The sequence below is a fragment of the Nonomuraea sp. 3-1Str genome (assembly GCF_031570565.1).
GTDB lineage: Bacteria > Actinomycetota > Actinomycetes > Streptosporangiales > Streptosporangiaceae > Nonomuraea.
On the sequence record NZ_JALHBK010000027.1, the window covers coordinates 42,744 to 56,214 of the forward strand.

The 13,471-nt window shown below is 75.8% G+C and carries 12 protein-coding genes and 1 riboswitch; of the genes, 8 read left to right on the forward strand and 4 right to left on the reverse strand.

Features of this window, described 5'->3' with window-relative positions; genetic code table 11:
- The first annotated feature begins 6 nt into the window (after positions 1 to 6).
- The 7 genes from MTP10_RS32450 to alc are packed head-to-tail and all read left to right on the forward strand — an operon-like array spanning position 7 to position 7,439.
- Positions 7 to 879 (forward strand): FAD binding domain-containing protein, encoded by an 873-nt coding sequence (locus tag MTP10_RS32450; RefSeq protein WP_310714248.1) that lies wholly within the window; start codon positions 7 to 9, stop codon positions 877 to 879.
- Positions 879 to 1,376, forward strand: coding sequence for a 2Fe-2S iron-sulfur cluster-binding protein (locus tag MTP10_RS32455; protein ID WP_310714250.1), 498 nt, complete (start codon positions 879 to 881; stop codon positions 1,374 to 1,376). Before MTP10_RS32450 ends, MTP10_RS32455 begins: the two co-directional genes overlap by 1 nt.
- Complete coding sequence (locus tag MTP10_RS32460) at positions 1,373 to 2,770, forward strand: 8-oxoguanine deaminase (protein ID WP_310714252.1); 1,398 nt, start codon at positions 1,373 to 1,375, stop codon at positions 2,768 to 2,770. Before MTP10_RS32455 ends, MTP10_RS32460 begins: the two co-directional genes overlap by 4 nt.
- Before the next feature lie 56 nt (positions 2,771 to 2,826).
- Positions 2,827 to 3,792: an alpha/beta hydrolase gene (locus MTP10_RS32465; protein WP_310714254.1), complete on the forward strand. Its 966-nt coding sequence runs from the start codon at positions 2,827 to 2,829 to the stop codon at positions 3,790 to 3,792.
- 52 nt (positions 3,793 to 3,844) lie between these two features.
- Positions 3,845 to 5,119 (forward strand): glycerate kinase, encoded by a 1,275-nt coding sequence (locus tag MTP10_RS32470; protein ID WP_310714256.1) that lies wholly within the window; start codon positions 3,845 to 3,847, stop codon positions 5,117 to 5,119.
- Positions 5,120 to 5,168: 49 nt separating this feature from the next.
- Positions 5,169 to 6,473, forward strand: coding sequence for an allantoinase AllB (allB, locus tag MTP10_RS32475; RefSeq protein ID WP_310714258.1), 1,305 nt, complete (start codon positions 5,169 to 5,171; stop codon positions 6,471 to 6,473).
- Positions 6,474 to 7,439, forward strand: a complete 966-nt coding sequence (alc, locus tag MTP10_RS32480) for an allantoicase (RefSeq protein ID WP_310714260.1) — start codon at positions 6,474 to 6,476, stop codon at positions 7,437 to 7,439. It abuts the gene before it with no gap.
- Between the two features lie 40 nt (positions 7,440 to 7,479).
- On the opposite strand, the gene MTP10_RS32485 is transcribed toward alc, so the two are convergent.
- The 4 genes from MTP10_RS32485 to MTP10_RS32500 all read right to left on the reverse strand — a co-directional run bounded on the left by MTP10_RS32485 (position 7,480) and on the right by MTP10_RS32500 (position 12,136).
- On the reverse strand, positions 7,480 to 9,648 hold the full coding sequence (locus MTP10_RS32485) for a protein kinase domain-containing protein (RefSeq protein WP_310714262.1): 2,169 nt from the start codon (positions 9,646 to 9,648) through the stop codon (positions 7,480 to 7,482).
- Positions 9,649 to 9,865: 217 nt separating this feature from the next.
- Positions 9,866 to 10,621, reverse strand: coding sequence for a thiazole synthase (locus MTP10_RS32490; protein WP_310714263.1), 756 nt, complete (start codon positions 10,619 to 10,621; stop codon positions 9,866 to 9,868).
- A complete protein-coding gene (thiS, locus tag MTP10_RS32495) occupies positions 10,614 to 10,814 on the reverse strand; it encodes a sulfur carrier protein ThiS (RefSeq protein ID WP_310714264.1) in 201 nt (66 codons plus the stop codon). Before thiS ends, MTP10_RS32490 begins: the two co-directional genes overlap by 8 nt.
- A complete protein-coding gene (locus MTP10_RS32500; protein WP_310714265.1) occupies positions 10,811 to 12,136 on the reverse strand; it encodes an FAD-dependent oxidoreductase in 1,326 nt (441 codons plus the stop codon). The genes thiS and MTP10_RS32500 overlap by 4 nt, the downstream gene beginning before the upstream one ends.
- Positions 12,126 to 12,242: riboswitch (TPP riboswitch) on the reverse strand. (Overlaps the previous gene by 11 nt.)
- Before the next feature lie 58 nt (positions 12,243 to 12,300).
- Here MTP10_RS32500 and MTP10_RS32505 point away from each other — a divergent pair.
- A complete protein-coding gene (locus MTP10_RS32505) occupies positions 12,301 to 13,464 on the forward strand; it encodes an FAD-dependent oxidoreductase (protein WP_310714268.1) in 1,164 nt (387 codons plus the stop codon).
- Positions 13,465 to 13,471: the final 7 nt, after the last annotated feature.

The following is a 13,471-nucleotide window of genomic DNA, read 5'->3' on the forward strand; positions in this document are numbered from 1 at the left end:
GTGACGATGGACTTCTTGCGCCCCACGACGTGGGAGGAGGCGCTGGCCGCCAAGGCGGACCGGCCCGAGGCGCTGCCCCTCCAGGGCGGCACCGACGTGATGGTGGAGATCAACTTCGGCGTGCGCAGGCCCGAGGCGCTGCTGGACCTCACCCGGGTGGCGGAGCTGCGGGAGTGGTCCGTGGCGGACGGCGTGTGCCGGCTCGGCGCGGGCGTGCCGTACACGACCGTGGTCGAGGAGCTGGGCGGCGTGCTGCCGGGGCTGGCGCAGGCGTCGCGGACCGTCGGCTCGCCGCAGATCCGCAACCGCGGGACGGTCGGCGGCAACCTCGGCGCGGCCTCCCCCGCCGGCGACAGCCACCCGCCGCTGCTGGCCGCGGGCGCCGTCGTCGAGGTCGAGTCGCGCGACCGGGGAGTCAGGGTGATCCCGGCCCACGCCTTCTACCTGGGCGTGAAGCGGCCGGCGCTGGAGCCGGACGAGCTGATCCGGGCCGTGCGCGCCGGCGTCGCCGCCGGGCCGCAGTACTTCTCCAAGGTCGGCACCCGTAACGCCATGGTCATCGCGGTCTGCTCGTTCGCCCTGGCGCTGCACCCGGCGCAGCGGCGGGCCGGCACCGGCATCGGCTCGGCCGGGCCCACGCCGCTGCGCGCGACGGAGGCCGAGGACTTCCTGGCCCGCGAGCTCGACTGGGACGCGCCGCCCGGGGCGCCGCTCGGCGCGGGGCTGCTGCGGCGCTTCGGCGAGCTGTGCTCGGCCGCCGCCTCGCCGATCGACGACGTGCGCGGCACCGCCGCCTACCGCAGGCACGCCGTCGCCGTGATGGCCCGGCGGACGCTGACCTGGGCCTGGCACGACCACGTGGGAAGGAGGGCCGCCTGATGCGCGTCACGCTCACCGTCAACGGCCGCGAGGAGACCGCCGACGACGTCTGGGAGGGCGAGAGCCTCCTGTACGTGCTGCGCGAGCGGCTGGGGCTGCCCGGCTCCAAGAACGCCTGCGAGCAGGGCGAGTGCGGCTCCTGCACCGTGTACCTCGACGGCACGCCGGTCTGCGCCTGCCTGGTCGCCGCCGGGCAGGCCGACGGCCGCCGCGTGCGGACCGTCGAGGGCCTGGCCGAGGCCGGCCGGCTGGATCCCGTCCAGGAGGCGTTCGTGGAGTGCGGCGCCGTCCAGTGCGGCTTCTGCACGCCCGGCCTGATCGTGCAGGCCCACGACCTGCTGAGCCGCGTCGAGCGGCCCTCCGACGCGGAGATCCGCGAGGCGCTGGCGGGCAACCTGTGCCGCTGCACCGGCTACGAGAAGATCCTCGACGCCGTACGCCTCGCCGCCGGCCGCAGGGCGACGGCCGGCTCGCCACGGGGGGAGGGAGGCGCTTGAGCGCGCTGCTCATCGAGAACGCGTACGTGGCGCCCGTCGCCGGGCCCGAGATCCGCCGCGGGTACGTCCTCGTCGAGGGCGACCGGATCGCCGCCCTCGGCCCCATGAGCGAGGTCCCCGGGGCGGCCGGCGCGGAGCGGATCGACGGCACCGGCTGCCTGGTGACGCCCGGCCTCGTCAACACCCACCACCACCTGTACCAGTGGGCCTCCCAGGGACTGGCCCAGGACGCGACGCTGTTCGAGTGGCTGGTGACGCTCTACCCCGTGTGGGCGGCCATGGACGCCGAGGTGGTCCACGGCGCGGCGACGGCGGGGCTCGGCCACCTCGCGCTGTCCGGGTGCACGACCTCCAGCGATCATCACTATCTCTTCCCCCGGGGCCGCGGCGACCTGCTGGCGGCCGAGATCGACGCCGCCCGCGCGGTGGGCCTGCGCTTCCACCCCGCGCGCGGCTCCATGGACCGCGGCCGGTCACGGGGCGGCCTGCCGCCGGACGAGGTGGTCGAGCCGCTGGACGCCATCCTCGACGCCACCGCCGAGGCCGTGGACACCTACCACGACCCGTCGTTCTCCTCGAAGCTGCGGATCGCGGTGGCGCCGTGCTCGCCGTTCTCGGTCAGCTCCGACCTCATGACCGCGGCGGCGGCGCTGGCCAGGTCCAAGGGCGTGCGCCTGCACACCCACCTGGCCGAGACGCTCGACGAGGAGGAGCTCTGCCTGGAGCAGACGGGTGTGCGGCCGGTCGATCACATGGAGAAGCTCGGCTGGCTCGGCGAGGACGTGTGGGTGGCGCACGCCGTCCACCTGAGCGACGCCGACATCGACCGGTTCGCCGCGACCGGCACCGGCTCCGCGCACTGCCCGTCGTCCAACGGCCGGCTCGGCGCGGGCGTCGCCCGGGTGTCCGAGATGCTGCGGCGCGGCGCGAACGTGGGCCTCGGCGTCGACGGCAGCGCCTCCGCCGAGCTGACCGGCCTGGCGGGGGAGATGCGGCAGGCCCTGCTGTTCCAGCGGGCGCTGAACGGGCCCACGGCGCTGACCGCCCGCCAGGCGCTGGAGCTGGCCCCCCTGGGCGGGGCCCGCAACCTCGGCCGTGGTCACGAGCTCGGCCCCCTGGAGCCCGGCAAGCTGGCCGACGTGGCGCTGTGGCGGGTGGACGGGCCGTTCGCCTCGGCGGTGGAGGCCCCGGTGTGCGCGCTGGTCCTCGCCACCGCGCAGCCGCCGCTGGCCCGCCTGCTCGTGGGCGGCGAGACGGTCGTGGAGGACGGAGAGCTGCGGACCGTGCCCCACGACACGGCGGGGGAGGCGGGCGCCCGGGCGCACCGCCGGCTGACCCGGCTGGCGCGGGAACGGGGCGTCCCGGTCACCCCGGAGCCGCGACGGGCCCCTTGACGCCGTCGGCCGGGCGTCCGGCCTCCGCCCGCGCCTTGATCCGTAGGCTGGTGGGCATGCCGACCCGTCCGAACGCGCACGACGTCACCTTCGCGAGCGGCGAGGTGGCGCTGGCCGGCTCCCTGGCGGTCCCCGGCACCGCGGCGGGCGGCGCGGGCGTGGTGATGGTCGGCGGGTCAGGCCCGACCGACCGGGACAACGACACCTACTTCCCCCCGATCCGCCGGCACCTCGTCGAGGCCGGCATCGCGGTGCTGTCCTACGACAAGCGCGGCGTCGGCGCGTCGTCCGGCGACTGGCGCGACGCGACCGTCGACGACCTGGCCGCCGACGCCGTGGCCGCGCTGGACTTCCTGCGTACGCGACCCGGCGTGCGCGCCGACGCGGTGGGACTGTTCGGGCACAGCGAGGGCGGCTGGGTCGTCCTGCGCGCCGCCACGGCCCGCGACGACCTGCCCTGGGTGGTCACCAACAGCGGCCCCGCGACGACTCCGGCGGTCCAGGAACGCCACGCGCTGCTCAACCGCCTGCGCCAAGCCGGCGCGGCCCCCCGGGACGCCGACACGGCCCTCGCCCTGTACGACGCCCTCGTGGACGCGGGACGCCGCGGCGCCGGCTTCGCCGCGGCGGCACGGCTCGTGGAGGCGGGCGGCGGGCCGTCGACGCTCGGCGACCACTGGGCCGGCATGGACGAGCGCCTCTGGGGCTTCCTCAGCCGCAAGCAGGACCACGCCCCCCTCCCGGACGTCCACCGCCTGCGCTGCCCCCACCTCGCGCTCTTCGGCGGCGCCGACGAGCTGGTCCCGGTGGCCGACAGCGTCCGCCTGCTCGCGGGCGCGGCCTGCCGTCCGGGCCGCCATCCCCGCGCGACGCTGACCGTGGAGGTGTTCCCCGGCGCCGACCACCGTGTCCGTACGGACGGCGGCGCCCGCCCGGCCCCCCGCCACCTCGACGCCCTCACCCGGTGGATCGAGGATCGGACGCGCACCGGCGCCTCCGCCTCCACCCGCCGCGGCCGCTGACCCGTCGCCGGCTCACCGGGAACCCCCGCCGGGCGGAGGCGGGGGAAGTGTGATGATGAGTCCCACGCCGGCACGCCGCCGCTCCGACCGCTCGACCGGCCGGGCGGGGTGGGAGGGCCGGGCAACGTTCGTCGTCGCGTGGGAGTTCGCAGTGGTTGAGCACGTGCTTGTCGCCCCGGACAAGTTCAAGGGTTCGCTGACGGCCGCGGAGGTCGCCGCCAGGGTGTCGGCCGGACTGGGCGTCCCGGTGGTGGAGCTGCCGGTGGCCGACGGCGGCGACGGCACGGTGGACGCGGTGGTGGCCTGCGGCTTCACCCGGGTCACGCTGGAGGTGACCGGCCCTACCGGCCTGCCCGTACGGGCCTCCTACGCCTGGCATCCCACCGGGACGCCCTCCGGCGCCGGGGACGGCGGAGTCCCGACCGCGGTGGTCGAGCTGGCCGAGGCGTCCGGGCTGCGCCGGCTGCCCGGCGGCCGCGAGCCCCTGACCGCCACCAGCCACGGCACGGGCGAGCTCGTCGCCGACGCCGTGGCCCGGGGCGCCCGGCGGGTCGTGCTGGGCCTGGGCGGCAGCGCGTCCACCGACGGCGGGGCGGGCATGGCGCGGGCCCTCGGCGCGCGGTTCCTCGACGCGGACGGCAAGGAGCTGGAGCCCGGCGGGGCGGCGCTCACCGGGCTCGACCGCATCGACATCAGCGACTTCGCCGACCTCTCGGGCATCGAGTTCGTGGTGGCCAGTGACGTCGACAACCCCCTCCTCGGCCCGCACGGCGCCGCGGCCGTCTACGCCCCGCAGAAGGGCGCCGACCCGGCGCAGGTCAAGGTGCTGGAGGCCGCTCTGACCAGGCTGGCCGCCGTGGCCACCAGGACGCACGGGCTCGTGGGCGCGGTCGAGCACGACGACCGGCCGCGGCCCATGGGCGTCGCGGGCGCGCCCGGCGCGGGGGCGGCCGGCGGGGTGGGCTTCGCCGCCCTGGCGTTCCTGGGGGCGGAGATCCGTCCCGGCATCGAGTACCTGCTCGACCTGCTGGGGTTCGGTGAGCTGGTGAAGGGCGCCCGGCTGGTGGTCACGGGGGAGGGATCGCTGGACGAGCAGTCGCTGCGGGGCAAGGCCCCCGTCGGGGTCGCTCAGGCGGCGGCCAGGGCGGGCGTGCCCGTGGTCGCCGTCTGCGGGCGCCGCACGCTGTCCGACGCCGACCTGAAGGCGGCGGGCATCGAGGCCGCGTACGCGCTCACCGACCTGGAGCCCGACCCCGAGCGCTGCATGACGGACGCCGCCGCCCTCCTCGAACGCCTGGCGGCCCGCCTGGCCGCCGATCGCCTCTGACTCCCGGCGCATGCGGCACGCGATGAAGGGACGGGGGAAGGAGACGGTCATGGACGAGCTGGTGGTGCGGTCGCGGAGGGTGGTCACCCCCGAAGGCGTGCGGCCCGCCGCCGTCGCCGTGCGCGGGGGGAGGATCACGGCGCTGCACGCGTACGCCGCCCCCGTCGAGGCCGCCGAGGACGTCGACCTGCGCGACCTGCCCCTCCTGCCGGGCCTGGTCGACACCCACGTCCACGTGAACGAGCCGGGCCGCGCCCACTGGGAAGGGTTCGCGTCGGCGACCCGGGCGGCGGCGGCCGGAGGCGTCACCACGATCGTGGACATGCCGCTCAACTCCATCCCGCCCACCGTCAGCCCCGACGCCCTGGACGCGAAGCTGCGCGCCGCCGAGGGCCGCTGCCACGTGGACACCGGCTTCTGGGGCGGCGCCGTCCCGGGCAACGTGGAGCAGCTCCGGCCGCTGCACGAGCGCGGGGTGCGCGGGTTCAAGTGCTTCCTGTCGCCCTCCGGGGTGGACGAGTTCCCGCCGCTCGGCCCCGGCGAGGCGCGGCGGGCGATGGTCGAGATCGCCGGGTTCGGCGGGCTCCTGGTGGTGCACGCCGAGGACCCGGCGCTGCTGGCCGAGCCCGCCGGACCCACGTACCGGGACTTCCTGGAGTCGCGGCCCGGCGCGGCCGAGCGGAGCGCCGTGGAGCAGGTGATCCGGCTGGCCGAGGAGACCGGCGCGCGGGTGCACGTGCTGCACGTCTCCAGCGCCGCCTGCCTCGAACCCCTGGAGGCCGCCCGGGCGCGGGGCGTGCCGGTCACCGCCGAGACCTGCCCCCACTACCTCACGCTCACGGCCGAGCAGGTGCCGGAGGGCGACACGAGCTTCAAGTGCTGCCCGCCGATCCGCGACGGGGCCAACCGCGACCTGCTCTGGGACGGCCTGGCGCGCGGCGTGCTCGACTGCGTCGTCTCCGACCACTCGCCGTCCACCGCCGACCTCAAGGCGCCCGACTTCGCCGCCGCCTGGGGCGGCGTCGCCTCCCTCCAGCTCGGGCTGTCCGCCGTCTGGACGGAGGCGTCCCGCAGGGGGTACGGGCTGGCGGACGTGGCCCGCTGGATGTCCACCCATCCAGCCGCAATAGCCGAAATTTCGCGAAAAGGCGCGATAAAGCCGGGCAATGACGCCGACCTGGTGGCCTTCGACCCCGACGCCCCGAACCTCGTGGACGCCGGCCGCCTCCACCACCGCAATCCCGTCACCCCGTACCACGGCCGCACCCTGAAGGGCGTGGTGCTCACCACGTGGCTCCGGGGCCGACCCGTCGACGGAGAGCCGTACGGGACCTTCCTGCTGGGAGAGAAGTAGATGATGTCGCAGCGGCCCACCGCCGGCTTCACCACGCTGCCCGACCTGGCGCTGCGCACGCTGGGCGGCTCGGTCGTCGCCGCCAGCGACGAGTCGTTCGCCGAGAAGGAGAGCCTGATCCGGCCCGGCCGGCCGGCGTTCCGGCCGGAGACGTTCGGCGGCAGGGGCCAGGTGTACGACGGGTGGGAGACGCGGCGGCGGCGCGAGCCGGGGCACGACTGGGCGATCGTCCGGCTCGGGCTGCCCGGCGCCGTCCGGGGCGTGGTCATCGACACGGCCTGGTTCACCGGCAACCACCCGACCCACGCGTCGGTCGAGGCGGCGGCCGTGGACGGACACCCGTCGCCCGCCGAGCTGGCCGGCGCCCGCTGGGTGGAGATCGTGCCCCGGCTGCCGCTGCGCGGCGACGCCGAGCACCCGGTGGAGGTGGCCGACGACGGCCGCTACACGCACGTGCGGCTGAACATGTTCCCCGACGGCGGCATCGCCCGGCTGCGCGTCCACGGCGAGGCGCGCCCCGACCTGTCGGTGTACGACGGCCTGAGCCTCGACCTGGCGGCGCTGCAGAACGGCGGCCGGGTCACCGCCTGCTCCAACGCGTACTACTCCGCCCCCGACAACGTCATCGCCCCCGGCCTGGCCCGCCACCAGGCGGAGGGCTGGGAGACCGCCCGCCGCCGCGAGGAGGGCAACGAGTGGCTGGTCATCCGGCTGGCCGGGCGGGGCGTCGTCAGGCTCGCCGAGATCGACACCACGAACCTGATCTTCAACGCGCCCGCCGCCGTGACGCTCACCGGCCTCGACGGGGACCGCGAGGTCGAGCTGCTGCCCCGGACGCGGCTGCAGCCGGACACGCCGCACCGCTTCCGCCTCGGCCACGCCGATCCGGTGACGCACGTGCGGGTCGACATCCACCCCGACGGCGGCCTGGCCCGCGTGCGCCTGCACGGCCACCTCACGGGCTGAGCGGCCGGCCCCCGGACCGGCGTCCCCCGCGCGGGGGACGTCAGTGCCAGAGGGTGACCTCGGAGCCCGGCGGGCGCTCGCTGTTGGGCAGGGGCTGCTGGAAGCGGACGACACCGCTGCCGCGCCCCAGCTTGCGGACCTTGACCCTCCAGCCCAGCTGCTGGAGCTCCTGGCGGGCGTCGTTGATGTTCTTGCCCATCACCTGCGGGATCATCTGGAACTGCTGGTCCTCGCGGGCCTCGTTGTCGCCCCTGCGGAACCACTCGCCGATGTCGGTCTGGCAGCGCGCCACCGTGACCATCGCCACCGCGCCCCGGTCCACCTCGGCGTCGGCCTTGGGCGCCTGGGCGATGACCGTGCACGGCTCGGCGTCGTCATCCACCTCGTTGACCTGCACCTGGAAGCCCTGCTCCTGCAGGTAGGCGGCGGCCTGGTCCTTGGGCATGTGGCTGACGTCCGGCATGGTCAGCCCGGCGCTCACGTAGATGGAGACCTTTGAGCCTTCCTTGAGCTTCTCGCCCACCAGCGGCGAGGTGCGGATCACCGTGTTGCGGGCCACGTCAGGGCTGGCCAGCCGGCGGACGCTGCCGACCGTCAGGCCCGCCTTGGCGATGGTGGCGCGGGCGTCGTCGGCCGACATGCCCGCCACCTTGGGCACCAGCACCAGCTTGGGACCGAGGGAGGGCACCAGGGTGACGGTCGCGCCGGCCAGGACCTGCTGCCCGGTCACGGGGTCGATGCGGAGCACCAGGCCCTCGTTCACCTTGTCGTTGTACTCGCCCGGCGCCAGGCGCACCTTGAAGCCGCCGGAGGTGAGCTTCTGCTCCACGATCGAGACGTCCTTGCCGACCAGGTCGGCGGGCACGGCCACGTACTGGGGACGGGAGACGTACCAGGCGGTCAGCCCGATCGCCGCCACCATGACGACGGCCAGGCCGATGATGATCCAGCTCGGCCGGAACCCGCCGCGCCGCCCGCCCGTGTGCTCGGCCGGCCCCTCGATCCGGGGCTGCACGACCGTGGGGCTGGGGCCGGCCGCCCCGCCGGGCGGGACCTGCGGCATGGCCAGCGTCATCGCGGGCGACCCGGGAGGCAGGCCCGGCTGGGAGGCGGGCTGCGAGCCGTAGCCGCCGGCCGCCGGGCCGGTGGGCCGGGCGCCGCTCTGCGGCCCGGTGCGAGCCCCCGTGTGTGCCCCTGTGTGCGCCCCCGTGTGTGCCCCTGTGCGGGGTCCCGGGGGCAAGGGGTGGGCGCCGGACGACGGCTGTGCCGTGGGCGCCGCCAGCGGCCCCGAGGGGGCGTACGAGCCGGTGCCCGGCATCGAGTGCTGCGCCGGGGAGTGGGAGAGGCCCGGCGCGGTCAGCCGGGGAAGCTGGCGGTGCACCTCGACGGCCGCCACCAGCATCGCGGTCGCGTCCGCGGGCCGGGCGTCCGGCTCGCGCGCCGTGGCGTGCGCCACCAGCGCGTCGACCACCGGAGGCACGTCGGGGGTCAGCGACGACGGCGCCGGGACGGTGTCGTGCACGTGGCGGTAGGCCACGGACATGGGCGTCTCGCCGTCGTACGGCTGCTGGCCGGTCACCAGCTCGAACAGCATGATCCCGGCCGCGTAGACGTCGGTGCGGACGTCGGCGCGGCCGGTGGTCACCTGCTCGGGCGACATGTAGCCGATCGTGCCGATCATCACGCCGGTACGGGTCTGGTTGGTCGCCTCGATGGCGCGGGCCAGCCCGAAGTCCACGACCTTGACCCGGCCGTCGGCCGTCATCAGGACGTTCTCCGGCTTGACGTCGCGGTGGACCATGCCCGCCTGGTGGGCCGCGCCCAGCGCCGCGAGCACCGGGATCAGGATCTCCAGCGCCTCGCGGGCGGGCAGCCTGCCCCGCTCGTGCAGTACTTCGCGCAGCGTCCGGCCCGGCACGTACTCCATCGACAGGTAGACGACGTCGCCGTCGGTGCCCTGGTCGAAGACGTGCACCACGTTGGGGTGGGAGAGGCTGGCCACGGACTTGGCCTCGCCGATGAAGCGCCGCACGAACGCCGGGTCCTCGGCGAGCGAGCGGTGCATGACCTTCAGCGCGACCGTGCGGTCGAGCCGGACGTCCAGGGCGAGGTAGACGGTCGCCATGCCGCCCCGCGCGATCCGGGACTCGATGCGGTAGCGCCCATCGAGGAGTCGCCCGACCAGGGGGTCCGCCGTCGTCGTGTCCACGCCGCCGAGTTTACGGGCGTTTGGCCACCGCCAGGGTGCGACCACCCGAAACGATGCGGAGCCGTGGCCCCTGCCGCGCCCTCTCTTGACCTCCCGGGCCACTCCGGGACCAGGGGATCCACCGGCTCACGGAGGCCCCGCGGGCCCCGGCGTGACGCCGGGGCCGGCTTGACCCGATCCGTGGGGGCCCAGCTCACCGGGTCACGGGGTCACGGGTTCATGGGTTCATGGGGGAGGACGCCTCGGCGTAGCGGCGGCGCGGGATGCGCCCGGCCTGGCGGGCCAGTCGCCCGGCCTGGACCGCGCCCCGCATGGCCGCCGCCATCAGGTCGGGTCGCTGCGCGCGGGTGACCGCCGTCGCCAGCAGCACGGCGTCGCAGCCCAGCTCCATCGCCAGCGCGGCGTCGCTGGCCGTGCCGATGCCCGCGTCGAGGATCACCGGCACGGAGGCCGCCTCCACGATGAGCTCGATGTTGTGCGGGTTGCGGATGCCGAGGCCGGAGCCGATGGGCGCGCCCAGCGGCATGACGGCCGCGCAGCCGGCCTGCTCCAGGCGGCGCGCCAGCGCCGGGTCGTCCCCGATGTACGGCAGCACCACGAAGCCCTCGGCCACCAGCCGCTCGGCCGCGTCGAACGTCTCGATCGGGTCCGGCAGCAGCGTCCGCTCGTCGGCGATGACCTCAAGCTTGACCCAGTTCGTCCCGAGGGCTTCGCGGGCCAGCCTGGCCGTCAGCACGGCCTCGCCCGCGGTGAAGCAGCCCGCGGTGTTGGGCAGCACCTTGATGCCGCGCACGCGCAGCACGTCGAGGACCGAGCCGCGGGCCGACGGGTCGAGCCGCCGCATCGCGACCGTGGTCAGCTCGGTGCCGGAGGCGGCGAGGGCCTGGTCCAGCACCTCCAGCGAGGGCGCGCCGCCGGTGCCCATGATGAGCCGGGAGGAGAACTTCTCCCCGGCGATGATCAGGTCATCCACCCTGCACCGCCGTGAGCACCTCGACGCGGTCGCTGTCGCCGAGCGCCGTGGTGTCCCACGAGCCGCGCGTCACCACCTCGTCGTTCAGGGCCACCGCCACGCCGGTGGTGGCGGTGGTCAGGATCCGTACGGCCTGCGCCACGGTGGTGCCGTCGGGCACCTCGCGCTGGCTGCCGTTGATCGTCACTCTCATCCCATCTCCTCGGAGCCGGAGTTGCCGTCGTAGGGGCCGGAGGGCCTGTCGTGAGCGCCGGGGGCCGGCTGGTGGCGGGCCGGGGAGCAGAGGGCCGCCGACTCGGGCTCCTCGCCCAGGAGGATCGCCGTCGTGAGCGGCGCCAGGAGCACCCCGCCGCGGTGGTGCCCGGTCGCCAGTGTCAGCCCCGGGACGCCGGCGGGGCCGATGAGCGGCAGGTTGTCCGGGGTGCCGGGACGCAGGCCCGCCACCACCTCGGCCACCTCCAGCTCGGTCACGCCGGGCACCAGCTCCCGGGCGTCGCGCAGCAGCTCGTACACGCCGCCGGCCGTCACCCGCGTGTCGAACCCCATCTCCTCCTGCGTGGCGCCCACCACGAGCTCGCCGTCGCCCCGCGGCACCAGGTAGACGGGGGCGCCGTGGACCATGCCGCGCACGCACCGGCCCAGCAGCGGCTCGGGGGAGCGCAGCCGCATGATCTGGCCCTTGACCGGCCGGATCGGGAGGTCGTACAGCTCGCCGCTCCACGCTCCGGCGGCCAGGATCACCCCGTCGGCCCGGATCTCGGACGGCAGGTCCCCGCCGTCCGCCGGAGAGTCCAGTCGTACGCCCACGACCGCCGGACCGCGCCCGGAGCCGTCACCAGGGCCGCCGGGGGCACGCAGGAGCTCGGACACCCGGGCCGGCACCACGGGGACGCCCAGCCGCTCCAGGGCGGCCAGCAGGGCCGCGGTGACGCGGCGCGGGTCCACCCACGCGTCGCCCGGCGCCAGCAGCCCGCCCCGGACCGACGGGGCCAGCATCGGCTCCAGGCGGCGGCACTCCCGGCCCGTCAGCCGCTCCACCGGCAGCCCCAGCTTGCCCATGAACCCGGCCAGCTCGTCCAGCGCCGCCAGGTCGTCCGCGCCGAACGCCACGTCCAGGGTGCCGTCGGCACGGAAGTCCAGCCCGTACGACGGGACCGGTCCCGACCGCGCAGGGGACGACGGGACGGGTCCCGACCGCGCAGGGGACGACGGCACGGGACGGGCGCCGCCGAAGGGCCCGGGTGGGCGGGACGGGGCCAGGACGCCCGGCGGCAGGCCGGCGTCCTCGGCCAGCTCGGCGGCGAACGACGGCCAGCGGCGCAGCGACGCCACCCCCAGCCGCAGCAGCGGCTCCTCCGTGTAGGCGACCTCGCTGACGGGCGCCAGCATGCCGGCGGCCGCGTGCGAGGCCCCGGAGGCCGGGGCCGGGTCCACCACGGTGACGGGCCGCCCCGCCCGCGACAGTCGCCAGGCGATCGACAGCCCGACGATCCCGCCGCCCACGACCAGCTCCATGCGCGCTCCCTTCGCCGGCATGATCCGGATCAGGTGGATTGCGGTCGAAGGCCCGGTCAAGCCTTCCTCTCAGCCCGGTCACGGCCGGACTCCCGCGCGTCTTGCCCCTCCAGCCTACGGCCTCGGTGCGGAGCGCAGGCGGCGGCCCCGTTATGGTCTTGACCGTGAACCGTGTCGTGGTGGCAGGAGCGGGCCTGGCCGGCGTGCGCAGCATCGAGGCCCTGCGGGCGAGGGGGTTCGGCGGCGAGATCACCCTCCTGGGACAGGAACGGCACCGCCCGTACGACCGGCCGCCCCTGTCGAAGGCGGTGCTGCTGGGCACCAGCGACTCCAGCTTCGTCGACTCCGACCTCGCGACGCTGGAGGTGGACTTCCGCCCCGGTGTCAGCGCCACCGGCCTGCGTCCGGGCGTCGTCGAGACCGGCGAGGGGGAGCTGCCGTACGACGGGCTGGTCATCGCGACCGGCGCCGAGCCGATCACGCTGCCCGGCGACGGGCCGCAGCATGTGCTGCGCACCCTCGACGACGCCCTGGAGCTGCGCGCCCGGCTGGTCCGCGGCGCCCGCGTCGCCGTGGTCGGCGCCGGCTGGATCGGCGCCGAGGTGGCCACGGCCGCCCGCCGCGCGGGCTGCGAGGTGACCGTGATCGAGGCCGGACCCGCGCCGCTCTTCCACGCCGTCGGGGCCGGGATCGGCGCCCGCACCACCGGCTGGTACGAGGGCGTCGACCTGCGGCTGGACACCATGGTCGCGTCAGTGGACGAGGGCGGGGTGCGGCTGGTGGACGGCGAGTTCGTCGAGGCGCACGTGGTCGTCTCCGGCATCGGGGTCCGCCCGGCCGTCGAGTGGCTGGCGGGCGCCGACATCGACCTGCACAACGGCGTCGTCACCGACGAGCACCTGCGCGCCTCCCTGCCGGGCGTGGTCGCGGTGGGCGACTGCGCCGCCTGGTGGTCGCGCCGCTACGGCACGCGCCTGCGGGTGGAGCACTGGGACACCGCACTCGGCGCGCCCGAGGTCGCCGCGGCCACCCTGCTGGGCGAGGAGGCCGTCTACGACCCGGTGCCGTACTTCTGGTCCGAGCAGTTCGGCCACATGGTCCAGTACGCGGGCCACCATCCGGCCGGCGACCGCCTCCTGTACCGGGGCGCCCCGGAGGGCAAGTGGTCGGCCTGCTGGCTGACCGGCGACGGCGCGCTGGCCGCGGTGCTCGCCGTGGACCGGCCCCGCGACCTCGTCCAGGGCCGCCGCATCATCGAGGCGGGGCACCGGATGGACCCGGAACGCCTGGTAGATCCCGATGTCCCTCTACGGGATTGTGTTGTTTGAGCAAGCG